This window comes from Promicromonospora sp. CA-289599 (genome assembly GCF_050936155.1).
Classification (GTDB): domain Bacteria; phylum Actinomycetota; class Actinomycetes; order Actinomycetales; family Cellulomonadaceae; genus Promicromonospora.
Map to the genome: position 1 here is coordinate 2,999,658 of NZ_JBNJNI010000001.1, position 19,917 is coordinate 3,019,574.

Genomic DNA, 19,917 nt, shown 5'->3' on the forward strand with positions numbered 1-19,917 from the left:
GTGGAGTCACTCGGCGTGGGGCTGCTCGTCGCACTCGGTGCCTGGCTGGTGCTGGCACGTGGCGGTCGCCGGTTGCGGGAGGTCCTCGTACCCTCGGCCCCAGGAGCTCAACCGGACACAGGTGGCCCCACCGGCATGCTCGTCGGCGTCGGGCCCGGGCCGGACGTGACGTCCGCGGCGCGACAGGGTCGCCGGTTCCGAGCCGAACGCGGCCCGGGCGGCGACGTCCGGATGGTCGTGATGCAGGTGGTGGCGCTGCTCAGGGCAGGGTCGTCACCGGGTGCGTCGTGGTCGCGTGCGGTAGGCGTGGGCGTGGACCTCACGGGCGTACCCGACGTCGACGGCCTCACGCGCGTGCTCGGGGCGCGGCATGCGGAGGCAGTGGTCGCGGCGACCCGGCTCGCGCTCGACGTCGGCGCACCGCTCGGCCGGGTCCTCGAACAGGTCGCCGGGACGCTCGTCGCGGAGGCCGAGTCGCGAGCTGAGCGGGAAGCCGCCCTCGCCGGCCCCCGGACGACGGGGCGGCTGCTCATGTGGCTGCCGATCGTCGGTGGGTTCCTCGGATGGGCGCTCGGGGCCGACCCCGTGGGTACGGCTACGGACGGGGGCGTCGGCAGCCTGGCCGTGGGGGCGGGGCTGGTGCTGCTCGTCGCCGGCCGGGTCTGGTCGGACCGGCTGGTGGCCGCTGCCTGCGGTGCCGACCGGCCAGGTGTGGACGTCCAGGTGGTGCTGGAGCTGGCGGCCGCCGCCCTGCGGTCCGGGGCCGGCGTGCCACGAGCGTTGAAGGCCACCGGCGCGGCTGTCGGCGGAGCCGACGGGGTGGTGCTCACCAGGGCCGGGCACGCCCTCGTGCTCGGAGCGGCCTGGGAGCGCGCCTGGACCGGCGTCTCCGGGGAGCTGGCCCCGATGGTCCGAGCCCTGCGCGGTGCCTGGCTGGACGGCGCCGCACCGGGCGAGGCACTCCGGGCGGCTGGCGAGGAGGTACGGCACGAGCAGAGGGCCGACGCGCGGACCGCAGCCGCTCGCCTCGGAGTGCGGCTCGTGCTCCCGCTGGGCGCCTGCTACCTCCCCGCGTTCGTGCTGTTGGGCCTCGTTCCCGTGCTGCTGGCACTCGGGATCGACCTGCTCGCCGGCTGAGCCGAGGTCGGGCAGGGATGAACAAGCTTCGGCGCGCTCAGGGGCGCCGACGCCGTCCGCCGCACGGCGGGCGGGACCCGCTGCGCGGGTCATGAGAGATGGCCCGCACGCGAGCCATGGAGAACCGGCCCGCGTGCGGGTCAGACAGCCCGGCAACGGGCGGAGACGGAGAAGACATGACAAGGACAAAGACCGCTGCGGCCTGCCCCGAACCGGACGACCGGCCACAGGCGGAGGCCGACGACCGCGAGTCGGAGCGAGGGCTGGCTACGGCCGAGTACGCGATCGCGACTATCGCGGCCGCCGGGTTCGCGGGTGTCCTGATGGTCATCCTGAAGGGCGGAGACGTGAAGGCGACGCTCACGTCGCTGGTCCAGTCGGCGCTCACGATCGGCTGATCCATGACGGAGCGTGGGTCGGAGCGGGGCACGGTGACGGCCGAGCTGGCCATCGGCCTACCCGTCGTGGTCCTCGTGCTCGTCGCCGTGCTCACCCTCGCGGCCGCGTCCACGGCGCAGATGCGCGCCATGGACGCGGCCCGCGCGGGAGCGCGGGCGCTGGCGATCGGGGAGCAGGGGCCGGCGGTGAGCGCGGCGGTGGCCAGGGTCGGCGGTCCTGAGGCGGAGCTGGCGCTCGCGCACGAGGGCGGATGGGTACGTGTGACAGTGACACGGCCGGTGGCGGGCGGCTGGTTGTCGGGGACGCTGCGGGCCACGGGCGCGGCGACGGCATGGGTGGAGCCGTGAGTACCGAGCGATGCACCGAGCGATGCACCGAACGTGGCGCCGGAACGGTACTGGTGCTCGGAGTCATCGCCGCGATCCTGGTGCTCGCACTCGGTATCGCCGCTCTCGGCGCTGCCCAGAATGCGCGCGGGGCGGCGCAGGCCGCAGCGGATCTCGGCGCGCTCGCCGGCGCGACCGCGCTGCGGGACGGCTTCGATCCGTGCGGGACGGCAAGGACCGCCGTGGCGCGCAACGGGGCGGCGGTCGCCGCCTGCGAGGAACTCGGCGGCGGCGTGGTGCGGGTGGTCGCGACACGTGTCGCGGCAGGCCCGGGCGGTGCCCTCGGCGAGGCACGGGCGAGTGCGAGAGCCGGGCCCCGAGCGGGTGATCCTGGCGAACCCGGTGCGAAAAGGGAGTGACATGCGTTCAATACGACTCGTAGTATTCCTGCTATGAGGAGTACGGAAGATGCGATGAGTGCGCGGAACGTATCTCCGCCGTCGGGCGATGTGGCGCTCGACGTGCGCGACCTACGAATGCGATACGGGACGAAAGACGTGCTCACGGGGGTCTCGTTCGAGGCGTACCGGGGCGAGGTCCTCGCCCTGCTCGGCCCCAACGGCGCCGGCAAGACCACCACCATCGAGATCCTCGAGGGCTTCCGCATGCGGTCGGCCGGCGAGGTGTCGGTGCTCGGACAGGATCCGGCGCACGCTGACGAGGCATGGCGCGCGCGGCTGGGTGTGGTGCTCCAGTCGTGGCGGGACCACGGCCGCTGGCGGGTGCGGGACCTGCTCGGGTATCTCGCGCGGTTCTACGGCCCGTACTCGACCCCCGAGGTCAAGCGGCCGTGGGACGTCGAGGAGCTGATCGGTGTGGTCGGCCTCGCGGAGCACGCCAACGCGAAGGTGCAGAAGCTGTCCGGAGGGCAGCGCCGTCGCCTGGACGTGGCGATCGGCATCGTCGGGCGACCTGAGCTCGTCTTCCTCGACGAGCCGACGGCGGGCTTCGACCCGCACGCCCGCCGGGAGTTCCACGACCTGGTGCACCGCCTTGCCGACTTCGAGAACACGACTGTCCTGCTCACCACGCACGACCTGGACGAGGCCGAGAAGCTGGCCGACCGGATCCTCGTGCTCGACGGGGGCACCATCGTCGCCAACGGGTCCGCGGAGCAGCTCGCCCGCGAGCTGACCACTCAGGCGGAGGTGCGCTGGACGTCCGAAGGACGCCGGCACGTGCACGCCGTGACCGAGGGTGACCCGACCCAGTTCGTCCGTGAGCTCCTGGCGCACGAACCGGGGGCCACCGAGCTCGAGGTCAAGCGAGCGAGCCTCGAGGACACGTACATGTCGCTCGTCCACCGGGCCGAGAGCGGCCCTGCGCGACGGACAGAGACGACAGAGACCGAGCAGACCGAGGAGGCGCAGTCATGACCACACCGACGTCCACCCCGACCGACGTGCGATGGGCGGCCGTGCGGGCAGGGCTCTCCCGCGGCTGGCTCGAGACCAAGTACTCGCTCCAGGAGCCGGGCGACGTCGTCTGGATCGTGGCGTTCCCGGTGATCTACGCGGTGGTGCTGCTGTTCATGCGCGGCAGTACCGTGCCCGGAACCGACTTCGCGCTGGGTGCCATGGTGCTGCCCAGCCTGGTCGGCATGTCGATCGCGTTCGGCGGGCTGACCGGGCCCGCCAGCACCATCGCGGTCGACCGCGAGGACGGGACGCTGCTGCGCGCGAAGGCCACACCCAACGGGATGATCGGCTACCTCGTCGGCAAGATCCTGCTGTTCGCGCTGACCACGCTCGTGAGCCTCGTCGCGCTGGTGATCCCGGCGTTCACAGTCGCGGGTGACCTGCGGCTGGATGCCCGTACCGCGATCCTGCTGGTGCTGATCTTCGTGGTGGGGATGGTCGCGACGGTCCCGATCAGCGTGGCGCTCGGGTCGCTGTTCAAGACGGCGTCCCAGACCGGGCTGCTGTTCCTCGGGTCGATGCTCCTGATCGTGCCGTCAGGGATCTTCTACCCGATCACGGCGCTGCCCGAGTGGTTGCAGTGGGTGGGGCAGGCGTTCCCGTACTACTGGCTGGGGCTCGGTGCCCGGTCGGCGATGCTCCCGGAGGCCATGGTCGCGGCGGAGATCGGGGAGTCGTGGCGCACGGTCGAGATGTTCGCTGTGCTCGGGGTCTGGGCGGTCGTGGGTATGGTGCTCGCGCCGATCGTGCTCCGCAGGATGGCCAGGCGAGAGTCGGGCTCCACGGTCGCGGCGGCGCGAGAGCGCTACATGACCAAGGGGTACTGAGTGGTGGCAGAGCAGTCCGACGTCGTCCACAACCGCATAGCGATGCTGCGTGCCGAGCGGGGCATCTCGCGGCGTGAGCTGGCGGAGGCGCTCGGGGTGCACTACCAGACGGTCGGGTACCTCGAACGGGGTGAGTACAGTCCGTCGCTCTTTCTCGCACTGCGCATCGCCGAGTACTTCGGCGTCGCCGTTGAGGTGGTGTTCTCGACGACCCCGTTCAAGCGCCTGGGCGAGTAGGGCTCAGCGGGCCTCGGCGAGGGTGGCGCGGGGGTCGTGGGACAGCACGGCGTCGAGAAGCCGCACGGCGGCGGCCTTGTCGAGCGGCGCGTTGTACGAGCCGCACTTCGGCGACTGGACGCACGCCGGGCACCCGTCGGCGCAGGGGCAGGCCGCTATCGCGTCACGGGTGGCCCGGAGCCATGTCGCACCCAGGTCGTAGGCCCGCTCCGCGAAGCCGGCACCGCCCGGATAGGCGTCGTAGACGAACACCGTCGCCTCGCCCGTGTCCGGGTGGAGCTCCGTCGACACCCCGCCGAGGTCCCACCGGTCGCACGTCGCGAGCAGCGGCAGCAGGCCGATCGACGCGTGCTCGGCGGCGTGCAGCGCACCCGGCGCCTGCTCCGGCGTGATGTCGGCGGCCCGCAGCACGAACTCGGGCACCGACCACCAGACGGCGACGGTGCCGAGGGTGTGCTCGGGCAGCTCCAGCTGCTCGGTCCCCAGCACCTGCATGTCCGGGACGCGCCGCCGTTGGAAGCTCACCACCTGCGACGTCACCTCGACCGGGCCGAGGCCCCAGGTGATCGGTCCCCACTCCCGGGTGACGAGGTCATGGCCGGGGCCGTCCGCGCGACCGCTCGCGTCCTCGGCACCCGGGTCGCCGGACCCCGGGGTGTCCTCGTCCCAGCCCTCGATGGCCACCGACATCACGGAACGGGACCATGTGCCGTAGTCGAGCCTGCGCCGCTGCACGACGGCGGTGTGGTCGGTCAGGTCGAGGTGCGCCACCACGTAGGTGGTGCCCTGGTGCACGTAGACGGCGCCGTCGTGCACCTGGCCGTCCGCCGACGCCGCGTCGACGGTGCCGAGCATGCGGCCGGTGCCCTGCTCCACCACGCGCACCGGCGTGCCGCCCGCCCCGCGCAGGTCGGTGAGGCCAGCGGCACCCTGGGCATGCGTCCAGTACCACCCGGACGTCCGACGCCGGAGCGCACCCCGGGCGACCAGCACGTCCAGGATCCCGCGGACGTGGTCGGGGTGACCGAAGGTGGCGAGGTCCTCGGACCGGAGCGGTGCCTCCTGAGCCGCCGCGCACAGGTGCGGCGCGAGCACGTGCGGGTTCGCGGGGTCGAACACCGTGGCTTCGAGCGGGGCGTCGAACACCGCCTCGGGATGCGTCACGAGGTAGGTGTCCAGCGGATCCTCCCGCGCGACGAATGCGACAAGGCCGTCCGCGCCCGCCCGCCCGGCGCGCCCCGCCTGCTGCCAGAGCGACATGCGCGTGCCGGGCCAGCCGGCGATCAGCACCGCGTCCAGACCGGAGATGTCCACGCCGAGCTCCAGCGCGTTGGTCGTCGCGAGGCCGAGCAGGTCGCCGGTGCGCAGGGCCTGCTCCAGCTCGCGGCGCTCCTCCGGGAGGTAGCCGCCGCGGTATGCCGCGATCCGGCGGGCGGCGTCCGGGGCCGCGTGCCGCAGGTGGTCGCGGGCCTGCTGGGCGACCGACTCCGCGCCACGCCGGGACCGGGTGAACGCGAGGGTGCGGGCGCCGGCCGCGGACAGGTCGGCGAGCAGGTCGGCGACCTCCGCGGTCGCGGACCGGCGCGGATGCTCCGGCGGTGCCTCGGTCGCTACGGGCTCGGCCTTCGGATCGGGTTCCGAGGTGGGCGCCGTATCGGGCGCATCGGCAGGCAGTGCCCAGGGGTCGGGTTCGGCGACGGCGACCCGGCGCATCGACGTCGGCTCCTCGACGGACAGCTCGCGCTGGGACGAGCGGGCCTCGGGACCGGCGTCCGCCCCCGCACCGTCGTCGGCGGGTGGCCGCCAGCCGACGATCTCCGGAGGCTGCCAGAGCACGACCGTCCGGCGTCCGGAGGGCGAGGCGTCCTCGGTGACGGCGGTGACGTCGTCGGGCGCGACGCCGATGAGGCGGGCCGCGCTGACCGCCGGCTGCGCCGTCGTCGCGGAGGCGACGACGAACGTGGGCGAACCCTCCCCGTACCGCGCCGCGAGGCGCGCGAGCCGCCGCAGCACCAGCGAGACGTGCGCACCGAAGACGCCGCGGTAGGCGTGCCCCTCGTCGACCACCACGTACCGCAGGCCCTTGAGCAGCCGTGACCAGCGGCGATGGTTCGGGAGGAGGGCGTAGTGGAGGAAGTCGGGGTTCGTCAGGACGACGTCGGCGTGGTCCTGCACCCAGGAGCGTTCCTCGCGGGAGGTGTCGCCGTCGCACGTCGCGACGCGGACGTCGCGCGTGCCCGCCGCGTCGAGGATGCGTTCGAGCGCGCTCAGCTGGTCGGCGGCCAGGGCCTTCGTGGGGCTGAGGTAGATCGTCGTGGGTCGGACGCGCGCCGACGCGATGTTCCCGGGATCGAGCGTGGCGGCTGCGGCGGCGGTCCGGACGGCGGACAGCGCGGGGAGCCAGAACGCGAGCGACTTGCCCGACCCCGTCGAGGTGGCCAGGGCGGTGTGCCGGCCCTGGTGGACGAGGTCTGCGGCCAGCGCCTGGTGCGTCCACGGCCGCTCGACGCCCAGCTTCCGGTACCCCTGCACCACCGTGGCGTCGGCCCAGCGCGGCCAGTCGGCATGCTCGGCGGTGCGCTCCGGGAAGATGCGCGACGCCGTCAGCCGCTCGGCGCGCGCGCCACCGGCGAGCAGCACGTCGAGGAGGGGGTGGGTGGGGGCGTCGGACACGGTGGACAGTCTCGCATCGGGGCGTCCCTCAAGAGGCGGTCAGGATGTCCGACGTGACCGGTAGGGACATGTTCAAGTCCGAATAGTTCACCCGTTAAATGGCTAAATCGTGCGCCTTGGCGCAGGTAGGTTCGCGCCGTCACACCGGTCCACGTAATAGCCGCAGGAGGACATGATGAAACGCTCCCTGATTGCCGGAGCAGCAGCGGTCGGGTTGGTGTTCGCGGCGTTTGCCACGCCCGCCACGGTCGCGGCTTCCGCTGAAGTCTCGGCTGCATCTGCGGCCGAGTGCGACGGCACCGCTGAAGACGAGGCGGCGGCTGTGGCGCTCGCCGCCGTGTGTGCCGAAGACGTCAGGGTGCTCGGCGCAAGTGGGGACGGGGCGGCGCTGTTCGCCGAGCCCGAGGGTTCGATGCTGCTTGAGACATCGGCCTCCATCGTGAAGGAGCACACGGAACTCACCGCTCTCAGGCCGACGGGGCCCTCGGGTTACGGCTGGACCGGTACCCAGTGGGTCGGCTACTGCGACCCCGCCGAGTACGCCAAGGGTTGTGCTACCGCAGGTATTCAACGACTCGCCTGGCAGTTCGACGGCATCGAGCTTCTCGCTGGCCTGGAACCAGAGGACATCACGTCGGCCGTGCTCTACGCGCACGGTGCCGACGTGTGGCTCGACGAGGTGAACTGCACTCCGAACCGCCTGGACCTCTACGACATTCCGCGGATCTCGGCCAGCACCGACTGGGCGAGCACCGCGGAGTGGACCGAAGAGCTACGGGTCGGCGGCATCGAGTCTTACGGGGCAGCGTGTGAGCAGTCCCCCGAATACACAGGCCTGTTCGACTTCGACGCTATGCAGCTCGCGGTCAATGCCGCGCGTGCGAATCGCTCGTCAGTGACTGTCGGTGTTCGGGCCGCGGACGAGACGTGCATGACGTGCGGGTGGAACTCGTTCGAGCCGCGCGCGACTCTGGTCATCCGCTTCAACAGGGCGCCGTTCATGCCCACTGACCTCACCGTCGAGACACGAGCCGGTCAGCAGTCGTGCGACGGGGAACCGGTTGTGCGGGACTACCCCTTCCTCACGGCTTCCATCGTCGATCCCGACCCCCGGGCAGACGCAACCGGTGCCGGGGTGGTGTATGCGACGTTCCGCCTTGCTCGCGCGGATGCGCCCGACAAGGTGCTTTGGGAGCAAGAAGGGTGGACTCTTTTCGGCCGACCCACCGTCCATCAGGCCAGCATTCCAATTAACGAGGACCTGGCACTGACCTATGGGCGATACGTGTGGACTGTGTTCGGGACAGATGTCGGTGGCCGGGTAGGACCATCGGCTTCGTGCGTGTTCAACCTCGACTATGTGCGACCAGAACCGCCCGTGGTGACGCCTGTCGTGGGCGGGCAAGCGGTCTACACCAAGGGCATCGGAAGCGGACGAGGCGGCGTGGGCGTTCCGGGTTCGTTTCTGATCGAGAGCCCGTCGAACGATGTCCGGACATATCGATACGGCATCAACTCGCAGGCAGCGTCGTGGGAGATCGCCGCTACTGAGAACACGGTACTGAACTTCACGCCGACTCGATCAGGTCGGAACTACCTGACGGTCGAGGCGATCGACCGGGCAGGCAACCGCAGTCTGCCGGCCACCTACGAGTTCTACGTCGGATCCGGCAGCACTGCGACGACTCCTCCCGCCATCACGGTGACCGGTCCGACGTCGTTCACGCTCGGCGACGTTCCCACGGCCCTGGTCACCCTCAGCGCGGATGCCGTCACCCCGTACGGGACTGTGACGGTCAAGTCCGGCTCGACCACCGTCGGCAGTGCGTCCTTCGACGAGCGCACCGAGGAACTGTCGCTCGACGGGCAGGCTCTGGGCGTGGGAACCAAGACGCTGACGTTCACGTACAGCGCCTTCCCCGATGCCCCGACGTGGAGCACACAGCGGACGGTGACGATCAAGCCTCCGGCGTTCTCGACTCCCGTCTCCCCGTCGGTCTCCGGCACCCCCAGGGTCGGTAGGACCCTGACAGCGACGCGAGGCCCCTGGACACCGGAGCCGACGGCGGTCAAGTACCAGTGGCGCCTGGACGGGCGAGCTGTCTCCGGGGCAACGGCGTACAACTGGAAGCTCCCGGCCACCGCCAAGGGAAAGAAGGTCACGGTCGCGATCACCGGTTCCAAGTCCGGCTACACGACGAAGACCGTGATCAGCCCCGCGACGGCCGCGGTAATGGCGGGCGTGTTCGTCGCCCCGACCCCCACGATCGCGGGTTCCGCCAGGGTCGGTTCGGTGCTCCAGGTGTATCGCGGGACGTGGACGCCGTTGCCGTCGACGGTGACGCACCAGTGGAGGATCGACGGTAGGCCGGTCGCGGGCGCGACACGCTCCAAGTTCAGGGTGCCGACCTCGGCCAGGGGTAAGCGGGTCTCCGTCGTGGTGACGGGATCGCTTGCCGGCTACACGACCAAGTCCGTGTCCAGGTCGACCGGTCTGATCCGCTGAGCGCAGGCGGGGCGGGCGCCCGAGAGCTGGGGCCCGCCCGCTGAGAACGCATCGAACGGCTGGCGCGCCATCGGCGCACCAGCCGCTCGACCTGTGTCAGGACCCCGCCGGCCAGACCACGCGGGCCGATCCACCGCCGAGCCTGGTCGGCTCGGCGACGGCGGTGAGACGGCCGCCCGGGCCGATCTCGATGGCGGTCGCCGCACCGATGGCGTTGGTCGTCGGCCGGAGCGTGTGCCCGTACCCGGTCAGCGCCGTGCCGTAGCTGTCGACGAACGCCTGCTCGGCGATCGTGCGCACCGAGTTCTGCGGCGCGGCCCGCGGGGCGGCGATCGCTTCCTCGATGGTCATGCCCAGGTCGATCCGGTTGATCAGCATCTGCGTGACCGTGTTGATGATCTGGGACCCGCCCGGCGAACCGAGCGCGAGCACCGGGCGCCCGTCTTCCAGGACGATCGTCGGCGCCATGGACGAGCGCGGCCGCTTGCCGGCCTCCAGCCGGTTCGGGTCGGTGGGGCTGTACTCGATGCTGAAGTCCGTGAGCTCGTTGTTCAGGATGAACCCGCGTCCGGGCACGACGATCCCCGAACCGCCGATCTGCTCCAGCGTCAGCGTGTACTCGACCACGTTGCCCCACCGGTCGACCGCCGTCAGGTTCGTGGTCGACGGGCTCTCGGTGTCCTCGGGGACGATGCCCTCCGCGCCGGGCGTGGCGCACACGCCGTCGTACGACCTGGCGTCACCTGCCGTCACGGGCTTGGCCGCAGCGGTCGCGGGGTCGAGCAGGCAGGCCCGCTCCTTGGCGAAGGTGTCGTCCAGCAGCCCGGCCACCGGGACGTCGACGAAGTCGCCGTCGCCCAGGTAGGCGGCGCGGTCCGCGAACGCCAGGGCGCTCGCCTCGATGTAGTGGTGCAGCACCGCTGGGTCGTTCTGCGAGCTCAGGTCGAACTGCTCGAGGATGTTCAGCGTCTCGCCGACTGTGGTCCCGCCGGACGCCGGCGGTGCCATCCCGTAGATGTCGTACCCGCGGTACGAGACGGAGACCGGGTCCCGGTCCACGACCTCGTACGCCGCGAGGTCCTCGGCGGTCATCGATCCCGCCGGCACCGGGAGCGTGGTCCCGGCCGCGACGGGCGGAGCCTGCACCGCGTCCGCGATGTCCTGCGCGAGCGCCCCCTCGTAGAACGCTTCGACACCACCTCTGGCGAGCGTCCGGTAGGTCTCCGCCAGGTCCGGGTTGCGGAACACGGATCCGATTGCCGGAGCCTGTCCGTCCGGCAGGAACAGGTCGCTGGTGGAAGTCAGGGCCTGGAAGCGAGCCTGGTTCAGCAGGGTCTGGTCGTAGAAGAGCTTGTCGACGACGAAGCCCTTCTCCGCCACCTTCGTCGCCGGGCGCAGCGCCTGGCTCAGGGTCGTGGTGCCCCACCGATCCAGCGCGCGCTCCCACGTCGCGGGAGTTCCGGGGACGCCGACGCTGATACCGCTGGTGACCAGGTCCGGGTAGAACGGGTAGGACTTGCCGGTCGCCGGGTCGATGAAGGCGTCGTGCTCGATCGCCGACGGCGCCGTCTCGCGCCCGTCGATGGTCTCGACCTGACCGGAGGCGGCGTCGTAGTGGACGAAGAACCCGCCGCCGCCGATCCCGGCGCTGTACGGGTCGGTCACGCCGATCGCCGCCGCCATCGCGACGGCGGCGTCGGTGGCGTTGCCACCGCGGCGGAGCATCTGCAGACCTATCTCGGAGACGATCGGGTCGAGCGAGCTCACTGCTCCGCCGTACCCGGTAGCGGTCGGTGTCTTCGGCGGCTCGGGCTTCGACTCGGTGGCCGCGGCCTCGAGCGGGCCTGCCGAGATGGCACCGGCGAGCAGCAGGGCGAGGGCGCCCGTAGCTGCCGATGAACGAATGGGGAATCTCTTGCGCATGGGGTTTCCGGGCTCCTGAGGTGTGCGAACAGCGGGATAGCACCGACTAAGACGCACAGTGTGCCCGAAAGGTTGTGGGCCGGTTGAAACTGGGAGGGCCGGATGAGATCCGGTCGAATCCGATCAGAGATCGAAGAGTGTGGGCTGCTCCAGGTAGACGCCTTCCGTCTCCAGCATCCGCACCTTGGTGCGGGCCCCGCCACGTGCCGAGAACCCGCCGACGCGGCGGCCGGCGGCCAGCACGCGATGGCACGGCACGATGGGCGGGAACGGGTTGCGGCCCATGGCCTGCCCGACGGCCTGCGCGGCTCCGGGCGCGCCCAGCTCGGCCGCGACCTCGCCGTACGTGCGGGTCTCGCCCGGAGGGATGGCGCGTACCACCTCGTAGACGCGACGGTCGAAGTCGGGCACGGCGCTCATGTTCAGGGGGACCTCCGCGAGGTCCCCGACGCCGTCGCCGAGCAGCTGGACGAGCGCCGCGGCGGCTGGTGCCACCGCCGCGGGCGAGGCCTCGACGGCGTCCGGGTACCAGCTCCGCACGGCGCCTCGCACCTGCTCGGCGCCGCCGTGGGGCAGCGCCGAGCCGACGATCTCCGCGTCCTCGTTCCAGACGAGCGCGCACTCGCCGATCGCGGTCGGGATCACCGCGAACTCGAGCCTGTTCCGGTCCATGCGCCACACGATAGGCGGGCACACCGACACACGGCCGACGCAGCCCGCCCGGCCTGCGCGGTCACCGCCGTCCCGGACCGGCACACGACGCCGGATACGCGAGCGGAACTGTGATACCCCGCGTCAAGTTCGCCCACCTAATCTCAGCGCATGACGCAGCACAGCGCGGTGTTCCGTGTACTGGCCCTCGCCCTCGCTACCTCGTTCGCCACGACGTGCCTCGCCGTCGGAGCGGCTCCGCCGTCGCAGGCCGAGGAGGCCGGCGCAGCCACCGCACTGCCGGGTTCCGTGCCCCGCTACGAGGAGTACGTCGCCCTTGGTGACTCCTGGACCGCGGACGTCGTCCTGCTCGACGGCCGCGGCACCCCGGACACCCGCTACGCGCCGCTCGGCTGCGCGCAGTCCAAGGTCAACTACCCCAAGCTCGTCGAGCAGACGATCCGGCCCGCGACGTTCCGCGACGCCTCGTGCGGGGCTGCGACCACCGAGCACTTCGCGAACAGCCAGAGCGTGCTGCTCGGCACCAACGAGCCCCAGTTCGCGCGCCTCACGGCCACCACCGACCTGGTCACCGTGGGCATCGGCGGGAACGACGCCGGGATCGCGGCCGCGGGCCTCGACTGCCTCGGTCTCGTGCCGCTCACGCCGATCACCGACATCGGCATCGGCCTGCCGCTGGGCGGCTGCAAGGCCAAGTACACCCGCGGTGGCGTGGACCAGCTCAGCCAGCAGATCAGCGCGTCGGAGGACAAGCTCGTCGCGGCGTTCGAGGGCGTCCGGACGATCTCGCCGAACGCACGCATCCTCGCGGTCAACTACATGGACGTCGTGCCCGACCACGGCTGCTTTCCCCGCCTGGCCGCCTCCGACACCGACATGAAGTACATCTCGGGGAAGTTCCGCGAGCTCAACGCGATGATCGACCGGGCCGCCGCGCGCGCGGCTGTGGAGGTGGTCGACACGTTCGCCTCGACCGGCGGCCATGACCTCTGCACCGGGCCGTTCGACCGGTACGCGGAGGCGTACGGGCTGTCGCTCAACGGGGTGGCAGTCGGCGTTCCCGCGCACCCGAACTCGGCGGGTGCCGAGGCCCAGGCGCGTGCGGTGATCGCCCACCTCGGAGGGTGAGCCGGTCCGGCGTCGGCGCACCCTTGGCGCCGACGCCGGTCCCGGTCAAGCGTTCAGGTCAGGGTTCTGGCCGGCGAACGCACTGCGCAGTCGGGCAGGCGTCGTGCCGAGCGTGACGCGCACGGTCCTGGTCAGGTGCGCCTGATCGGCGAAGCCCAGGTCTCCCGCGATCGCAGCCAGGTCGTCGTCGCCCGCCTCCAGCCGGGCCAGTACCCGGCTCACGCGTAGCCGGTTGCGAAACCTGGTGAGGCTGACGCCGGTCTCGGTCACGAAGACCCGGCTGAGGTGCCCGGGCGACACCTTCAGCGCGCGGGCGAGGCTCACCAGGTCGTGCGACGCGGGCGCGTCGTCCAGGACGGCCTCGCGCGCCTGTACGACGAGCCGCGTCCGCGAAGCGCGGGCGGCGGGCGTCCGGGCGGGCCCGGCGTCGTCCGACCCGGAGGTGCGAGCCGCGGCCGTCACCGTGCGGACCAGGCGTTCGGCGGGATCCGCGGCGTCGTGCGCCGTGCGCAGCAGGAGCCGGTGGGCCAGCTCGGTCACACCGTCGATCCGCACCGTGGTGGACGCGGGCCGGTCGCCGGTGATCTCGTGCCAGAGCGCGGCGCCGACCGAGACGAACGTGCACACGTCACCGCCGGACGGATGCGCGAAACGCTGGTCCAGACCCGGGATCTGCGTGTATCCCTGCGTGACGTCGACTGCCTGCTCGACGCCGCCGTTCACCAGCCGGAAGTGCCCCCGCCGGGCGAGGACGAGGCCGAACGTCTCGACCGGCTCGGCCGGGGACCATCCGCGGTGGTCGTCCGAGCACGCCACGACCCGCACCGAGTACTCAGGTGCGGTGAGGACGGACGTGGCGCGGCGCACGACCCCACCGTAGGCGGGGTCACCGACAGTCCCGACCGACCTCGGGCCTCGAGGCCGGTCGGGCCCCGAGGCCGGTCAGGCCCGAAGACCGGCACCGAACAAGGATCTTCAAGACGGGCGCCGCCCGCCGTCGGACCCTGGGGCCATGCGGAAGCCCTTGCTCCTCGCGGTACTCCTCACCGCCCAGACCATGGCCTCGATGGACGGCTCCATCGCCAACGTCGCCCTGCCCGCGATCCAGCGGGACCTCGGCGCGACGGGCGCTGTGCAGCAGCTCGTGCTCTCGGGATACCTGGTGGTCCTCGCGAGCCTCATCGTCGCCGGGGCGCGGCTGGGGGATCTGGTCGGGCACCGCAGGGTGTTCCAGTGGGGCCTCGCGGTGTTCACCGTCGCGTCGCTGGCCTGCGGCCTCGCACCGGCACCGGCCGTCCTGGTCGCGGCCCGCGTGGTCCAGGGCGGAGGGGCGGCGCTGCTGATCCCGCAGGTGTTCTCCCTGATCCAGCACCATTTCCAGGGACCCGAACGACGGCGCGCCATCGGCATGTACTCCCTGGTGCTCGCCCTGGGCGTCGCACTGGGGCAGCTGCTCGGTGGGCTCCTGGTCTCGGCGGACCTGTTCGGGCTGTCGTGGCGACCCGTGTTCCTCGTCAACGTCCCGGTCGGCCTGCTGCTGCTCGCGGCGGTGGGCCAGGTGCTGCCGCCGACCCGTGCCGGGGAAGGAGCCGGCCGGGTCGGAGCCTGCCGGTTCGACCTGTCCGGGACCGTCGTCCTCGCGCTCGGCATGGCCGCGTTCACGACGTCGCTCACGGTGGGCAGGGAGGCCGGCTGGCCGTGGTGGACGTGGGCTGTCCTCGGTGGTTCGGTAGTGCTGCTCACGTGGTTCGTGCGGCATCAGCTGCGGGCGGCGCATCCCCTGCTCGACCTCGTCGTGCTCCGCCCGCGCGGCATGAAGTCAGGCCTGCTCGCGTGTGCCGTCGTGATGGGCTGCTACGCGGCTCTGCTCTTCACATTCACCCTGCACGTGCAGGACGACCTGGGCTGGACACCGTTCGCCGCAGGCCTCGCGTTCCTTCCGTACACGATCGGCTTCGGTGTCATGAGCCTGACCTGGACCCGGATGCCTGAGCGCGGCATCCGGGCGCTGCCCGTGGCGGGGCCCGTCGTGCTGGCGGTTGTCGTGGCCACGGTCGCGACCGGTGCCTCACCGTGGATCCTCGCGCCGCTCCTCGTCCTGGCAGGGGCAGGCCACGCGAGCGGCTACAGCCCGCTGATCTCGCACCTGTCCGGCATGGTCCCGCCGCACCGGGCGTCCGCGTTCTCCGCGCTCAACACCACTGGCCCGCTCGTGGCGCAGACGGTCGCGATCGCCGCGATCGGCGGGATCTACCTGGCAGCGGGCCTGCCCTGGGCGCTCGGTGCGACGGCGGTGACGCTCCTGGTCGGAGCGGGCTGCGCGGCGGTCAGTCGGCGACCCAGCGCGCAGCGAGGCTGATCGCCTTCTCCGCGGCGTCCGGTCCGCTGCTCGACGTAGCGCCCAGGTCTCCCGCCGCGGCCAGGCCCGCCGCGAAGCCCACCGCATAGGTGGTGACCGGTGCGGCCGGCCGGGCGACGGCGTGCGCCGCGTCGCGGGCGAGGTCGAGCACCGCCCCGACGTCGACCGTCCCCGGCGGGAGCCCGAGCTCCGCCTCCAGCGCCTCCACCCAGCTGTCGAGGTCTGTCATCTCGGGTCCTTCCGGTAGTCGTCGGTCGCGGCGCCGAGGCGCTCCGCGTCCGCGGGGGTGTCGATGTCGTCGCTCCAGCCTGCCGGGTCCGGCACCTCCGCGCAGCGAAGCTCGCCGACCAGGCGTCTCATCGAGCCGCCGGCCGGCTCGGTACCGGCCAGCGCCGAGACCAGGGCAGCGCGGCGGTAGATCCCCACCAGCCACTGGGCCCGGCCCTCGCGCACCAGGTATGCGCCGTCCGTGGGTTCACGTGAGACGGCCTGCTCCAGGAGCGGGATCGCTCCAGCGGCGTGCGGCACGTCCACCGCCAGGACCAGGACCCACGGCGTACCCGCTGTGGGAAGGGTTCGCAGTCCGGCGGCGAGGCCCGCGACCGGTCCGCCGAACGGCGGGTCCTCCTGGGTCAGCACCGGTTGCGGTCGGACGCCGGCCAGTACGTCCGCGAGGTCCGGCGGGCCCACCACCACTGTCGTTCGGGCTCGGCGGCTCGCCGTGAGGGCCCGGTCGAGCAGTCGCTCGCCCTCGACGACCAGTCCGGCTTTGGCGGTCTCGCCCAGCCGGGCGGTGCCGCCCAGCCTGGTAGCCCGTCCGCCGGCCAGCACGACGGCGTCGTACGTGATCCCCGCGGACGTCTCGGCGTGCTCCGTCATCGCAGCATCAGCACCTGGACGATGTCCCCGGGGCGCACCTTCTCGACGGCGGGCGGGACGAAGGCCAGGCCGTCGGCGGTGGCTAGCGCGGACAGCGAGTGGTGGGAACCGGCGGGCACCACGCCGGCGGATCCCGGAGTGGTACCCGCGACGTCGTCGGGCAGCGGAACGAGCCGGACCGGGACGACGAGCAGCCGCCCGGGCGAACCGGACCAGCCCGCAGCGGCGACAAGTGGTACCGCGCGGGGTGTGTGGTGTCGCCCCGAGTCCTCCGCGCCGCGGAGGCGGTCGATCGCCGGGCGTGCGAAGAGCTCGAACGACGCGTACGCGCCCACGGGGTTGCCCGGCAGCGCCAGCCACGGCACACCGCCCCAGCGGGCCAGGGCCTGCGGCTTGCCAGGGGACATGGCGACGGTGGCGACGTCGACGTCGGTCACTCCCGGACCGTTCGGACCGGGAGCCGCGAGGACCTCCCGGACCACGTCCGCCGCGCCCGCCGACACGCCCCCGGCGGTCACGATGAGATCGGCGCCCGCACCGTCGGCGTCGGCGCGTACCGCCTGGTCGAGTACCCGGCGGAGTGCCTCCGGGTCGTCCGTCACCGGCCCGAGCCGGACGACGTCGGCGCCCGCCGCGCGGACCGCCGCCGCGAGCATCGGCCCGTTGGAGTCGGTGATCTGCCCCGGTCCGAGCGCACCACCGAGAGGTACGAGCTCCGACCCGGTGGAGACGACGGCGACCAGCGGCCGACGTCGGACCGCGACACGCACCGTGCCCGACGCCGCGAGCGCACCCACCAGCGCCGCCGTCAGCTCTGTCCCCGCCCGCGCGAGAAGCTCTCCCTGGCGCACGTCCTCACCCGCGCGGCGGACGTGCGGCCGGGGCTGCCTGGCGAGCGTCACCGACTCCTCCGCCCGGGGTGCGCCCGCGACGAACCGGCCGGTCGAGGTGCGCTCCACGGGGATCACGGCGTCCGCACCGGGCGGGAGCGGGGCGCCGGTCATGATCCGGACCGCCTGCCCCGTCCCGACCTCGGTCAGACTGCTCGGCCCGGCCGCGACGTCGCCGGTCACCTGGAGGGTCACCTGGCTCCCGTCGGGCGGCAGGTCGGCCAGCCGCACCGCGTACCCGTCCATCGCGGCGCCGTCGAACGGTGGGACGGACACGAAGGCGTTCAGGTCCTCGGTGAGGACCGAGCCGAGCGCGTCTTCCAGGTCCTGTGCTGCGGCGCGCAACGGCGCGACGAGGGCGAGCACACGCTCGACGTGCTCGGTGACGCTGCGCGCCTGCGGCTCCATGATCCGACCCTAGGACAGCGGGACGCAAAGGTGGTTTCGGCGCCCGCACAGCCTGTCGCCGGCAGGTGTGAGCAGCGATAATCGGGCCCATGCGCCTTCACCACGTCCAGGTTGTCTGCCCGCCCGGCGGCGAGGATGCCGCCCGCCGCTTCTACGGTGAGGGCCTTGGACTCACCGAGGTCCCGCGCCCGCCGGGGCTCGCGGGCCGGGCGCTCTGCTGGTTCCGCGACTTCGACGACGAGGGCCGCACGACCGCCGAGATCCACGTGGGCGTGCAGGACCCGTTCGAGCCCGCGCGCAAGGCCCACCCGGCCCTCGTGGCCGACTCCGTCGCGCACCTCGAGTCCATCGGTGCCCGCCTGGAAGAGCTCGGCTTCGAGCTCACGTGGACGGACCGCCACACCTTCGACGGCTACGAGCGTTTCCACACCTTCGACGGTGCGGGCAACCGCGTGGAGGTCCTGACGCCGGTCATGTGACGCGGCCGTCAGTGCCGCCATGTGGATGCCTCAACACCCTCACACGGCGCGTCGGTACGCTGTGCGTTCTTCCTTACGGTCGATTAACTGCTCTTTGTCGGGCGATGAAACACCGCCTCCCTAGGTTCCTACCTGTCGGTCCGACGTCGGGCCGGCCCCGGATTCGGCGCTTGTCGGTCCGGGCGCGCCCGGCGTCGTCGGGCATACGCCCATGCAGGAGGACAGCGTGTCCACTCCGATCACGCACGACGACCAGACCTCGGCCGCGAACGAGCCCACGAGCTCGACCGCCACCGAGACGGCGCCCAAGTCAGCAGTCCAGCGGTACACCGGACGCTGGATCGACCACTGGGACCCCGAGGACAAGACCCTCTGGGAGGACGGCGGACGCCGGACCGCCCGGCGGAACCTCGTGCTCTCGATCTTCGCGGAGTTCCTCGGCTTCGGCGCCTGGGCCCTGTGGTCCATCGTCGTGCCGCAGCTGCCCGCCGCGGGCTTCGACCTCACCGTCGACCAGATGTTCTGGCTCATCTCCGTGCCCGCCCTCGTCGGCGCGACGCTCCGCATCCCCTACACGTTCGCCGTCCCCGTGTTCGGTGGCCGCAACTGGACCATGGTCTCGGCGCTGCTCCTGCTCCTGCCGATCGGTGCGCTGATGCTCACCGTCAGCGATCCGACCACCCCGTTCCCCCTGCTGCTCGGCGCCGCGGCGCTCGCGGGCCTGGGCGGCGGCAACTTCGCCTCCTCGATGGCGAACATCTCGTTCTTCTTCCCCGAGAAGGAGAAGGGCGCGGCCCTCGGCTGGAACGCGGCCGGCGGCAACATCGGCACGGCGGCCGTGCAGCTCGCCGTCCCGCTCGTCATCGTCACTGCTGCGGGCGTCGCGCTCGACCGGGCCGGGCTCATCTTCATCCCGTTCATCCTGCTCGCCGCGTTCCTCGCCTGGCGCTGGATGGACAACCTCACCGAGGCGAAGGCGGACCCTCGCTCGTTCGGTGTGGCGGTCAAGAACAAGCACACGTGGATCATCAGCTTCATCTACATCGGCACGTTCGGCTCGTTCATCGGGTACGCGGGTGCCTTCCCGACGCTGCTCAAGGGCCAGTTCCCGGAGGTCGCGATCCCGCTGGCGTTCATGGGTGCCCTCGTCGGATCCGTCGCCCGACCGCTCGGCGGCATCCTCGCCGACCGCGTCGGCGGCATGGTCGTGACGATCGCCTCCTTCGCCGTGATGGCGGCCGGTGCGATGGGCGCGATCTGGGCCCTCGGCACGGCGAACTTCCCGGTGTTCTTCGGTTCGTTCCTCATCCTGTTCGTGGCTACGGGTGTCGGCAACGGCTCGGTCTACCGGATGATCCCCGCGGTCTTCCGGGTGAGCGGCGCGACGGCGAAGGCAGCGGCCGGGTGCATCGGTATCGCCGGGGCGATCGGAGCGTTCGGCGGATTCCTCATCCCGCGCGGGTTCGCGTTGTCCACCACGGTGGCCGGGTCGCTCGTGCCCGCACTGTGGCTGTTCATCGGGGTGTACGCCGTGATGGCCTTCGTGTGCTGGTTCGTCTACGGCCGCGGTGCCATGGCAGAGGCTCGGGTCTGAAC

The 19,917-nt window shown here is 71.9% G+C and carries 19 protein-coding genes; 12 read left to right on the plus strand and 7 right to left on the minus strand.

The genetic code is table 11. The annotated features are described in order from the left end of the window. The 7 genes from ACQEVI_RS13315 (at nt 1) to ACQEVI_RS13345 (ending at nt 4,404) form a co-directional block, all read left to right on the plus strand. The gene (locus ACQEVI_RS13315; protein WP_432899387.1) at nt 1–1,137 is read left to right on the plus strand and encodes a type II secretion system F family protein; all 1,137 of its coding nucleotides are present in this window, start codon (nt 1–3) and stop codon (nt 1,135–1,137) included. A gap of 176 nt (nt 1,138–1,313) precedes the next feature. Then, nucleotides 1,314–1,535, plus strand: coding sequence for a DUF4244 domain-containing protein (locus tag ACQEVI_RS13320; protein WP_432899390.1), 222 nt, complete (start codon nt 1,314–1,316; stop codon nt 1,533–1,535). A gap of 3 nt (nt 1,536–1,538) precedes the next feature. Then, on the plus strand, nt 1,539–1,883 hold the full coding sequence (locus tag ACQEVI_RS13325) for a TadE family type IV pilus minor pilin (protein WP_432899393.1): 345 nt from the start codon (nt 1,539–1,541) through the stop codon (nt 1,881–1,883). Then, complete coding sequence (locus ACQEVI_RS13330) at nt 1,880–2,281, plus strand: Rv3654c family TadE-like protein (RefSeq protein WP_432899397.1); 402 nt, start codon at nt 1,880–1,882, stop codon at nt 2,279–2,281. The genes ACQEVI_RS13325 and ACQEVI_RS13330 overlap by 4 nt, the downstream gene beginning before the upstream one ends. A 54-nt stretch (nt 2,282–2,335) precedes the next feature. Next, complete coding sequence (locus ACQEVI_RS13335; protein ID WP_432899400.1) at nt 2,336–3,298, plus strand: ABC transporter ATP-binding protein; 963 nt, start codon at nt 2,336–2,338, stop codon at nt 3,296–3,298. Further along, complete coding sequence (locus tag ACQEVI_RS13340; RefSeq protein ID WP_432899403.1) at nt 3,295–4,167, plus strand: ABC transporter permease; 873 nt, start codon at nt 3,295–3,297, stop codon at nt 4,165–4,167. The genes ACQEVI_RS13335 and ACQEVI_RS13340 overlap by 4 nt, the downstream gene beginning before the upstream one ends. 3 nt (nt 4,168–4,170) lie before the next feature. Then, nucleotides 4,171–4,404: a helix-turn-helix transcriptional regulator gene (locus tag ACQEVI_RS13345; protein ID WP_357503166.1), complete on the plus strand. Its 234-nt coding sequence runs from the start codon at nt 4,171–4,173 to the stop codon at nt 4,402–4,404. A gap of 3 nt (nt 4,405–4,407) precedes the next feature. Here the strand turns inward: ACQEVI_RS13345 and ACQEVI_RS13350 are convergent, their stop codons facing one another. Further along, nucleotides 4,408–7,077, minus strand: coding sequence for a DEAD/DEAH box helicase (locus tag ACQEVI_RS13350; protein WP_432899407.1), 2,670 nt, complete (start codon nt 7,075–7,077; stop codon nt 4,408–4,410). A 175-nt stretch (nt 7,078–7,252) separates the two neighbouring features. On the opposite strand from ACQEVI_RS13350, the gene ACQEVI_RS13355 reads away from it, so the two are divergent. Further along, the gene (locus tag ACQEVI_RS13355) at nt 7,253–9,583 is read left to right on the plus strand and encodes a hypothetical protein (protein ID WP_432899410.1); all 2,331 of its coding nucleotides are present in this window, start codon (nt 7,253–7,255) and stop codon (nt 9,581–9,583) included. 96 nt (nt 9,584–9,679) lie between these two features. On the opposite strand, the gene ggt is transcribed toward ACQEVI_RS13355, so the two are convergent. Together ggt and ACQEVI_RS13365 are read right to left on the minus strand one after the other, a co-directional pair. Next, on the minus strand, nt 9,680–11,506 hold the full coding sequence (gene ggt / locus ACQEVI_RS13360; protein ID WP_432899413.1) for a gamma-glutamyltransferase: 1,827 nt from the start codon (nt 11,504–11,506) through the stop codon (nt 9,680–9,682). Between the two features lie 123 nt (nt 11,507–11,629). Then, complete coding sequence (locus tag ACQEVI_RS13365; protein WP_432899416.1) at nt 11,630–12,178, minus strand: methylated-DNA--[protein]-cysteine S-methyltransferase; 549 nt, start codon at nt 12,176–12,178, stop codon at nt 11,630–11,632. A 150-nt stretch (nt 12,179–12,328) separates the two neighbouring features. Here ACQEVI_RS13365 and ACQEVI_RS13370 point away from each other — a divergent pair, with 150 nt between their 5' ends. Next, entirely contained in the window at nt 12,329–13,306 is a 978-nt protein-coding gene (locus ACQEVI_RS13370; RefSeq protein ID WP_432899419.1) for an SGNH/GDSL hydrolase family protein, read from the plus strand. Between the two features lie 45 nt (nt 13,307–13,351). On the opposite strand, the gene ACQEVI_RS13375 is transcribed toward ACQEVI_RS13370, so the two are convergent. Then, nucleotides 13,352–14,173, minus strand: coding sequence for a helix-turn-helix domain-containing protein (locus ACQEVI_RS13375; protein WP_432899422.1), 822 nt, complete (start codon nt 14,171–14,173; stop codon nt 13,352–13,354). Between the two features lie 145 nt (nt 14,174–14,318). Here ACQEVI_RS13375 and ACQEVI_RS13380 point away from each other — a divergent pair, with 145 nt between their 5' ends. Further along, entirely contained in the window at nt 14,319–15,665 is a 1,347-nt protein-coding gene (locus tag ACQEVI_RS13380) for an MFS transporter (RefSeq protein ID WP_432899426.1), read from the plus strand. On the opposite strand, the gene ACQEVI_RS13385 is transcribed toward ACQEVI_RS13380, so the two are convergent. The 3 genes from ACQEVI_RS13385 to ACQEVI_RS13395 are packed head-to-tail and all read right to left on the minus strand — an operon-like array spanning nt 15,634 to nt 17,842. Continuing rightward, on the minus strand, nt 15,634–15,894 hold the full coding sequence (locus ACQEVI_RS13385) for a DUF6457 domain-containing protein (protein WP_432899429.1): 261 nt from the start codon (nt 15,892–15,894) through the stop codon (nt 15,634–15,636). The two genes, ACQEVI_RS13380 and ACQEVI_RS13385, sit on opposite strands and share 32 nt — an antisense overlap. Continuing rightward, complete coding sequence (gene mobA, locus ACQEVI_RS13390) at nt 15,891–16,544, minus strand: molybdenum cofactor guanylyltransferase (RefSeq protein WP_432899431.1); 654 nt, start codon at nt 16,542–16,544, stop codon at nt 15,891–15,893. The genes ACQEVI_RS13385 and mobA overlap by 4 nt, the downstream gene beginning before the upstream one ends. Beyond that, nucleotides 16,541–17,842, minus strand: coding sequence for a molybdopterin molybdotransferase MoeA (locus ACQEVI_RS13395; RefSeq protein ID WP_432899434.1), 1,302 nt, complete (start codon nt 17,840–17,842; stop codon nt 16,541–16,543). Before ACQEVI_RS13395 ends, mobA begins: the two co-directional genes overlap by 4 nt. Before the next feature lie 89 nt (nt 17,843–17,931). Between ACQEVI_RS13395 and ACQEVI_RS13400 the strand changes: the two genes are divergently transcribed. Continuing rightward, on the plus strand, nt 17,932–18,321 hold the full coding sequence (locus ACQEVI_RS13400; RefSeq protein ID WP_432899437.1) for a VOC family protein: 390 nt from the start codon (nt 17,932–17,934) through the stop codon (nt 18,319–18,321). Between the two features lie 211 nt (nt 18,322–18,532). Then, nucleotides 18,533–19,915 carry an MFS transporter gene (locus ACQEVI_RS13405; protein ID WP_432899440.1) on the plus strand — a complete coding sequence of 461 codons (1,383 nt, stop codon included), beginning with the start codon at nt 18,533–18,535 and terminating at the stop codon, nt 19,913–19,915. Nucleotides 19,916–19,917: the final 2 nt, after the last annotated feature.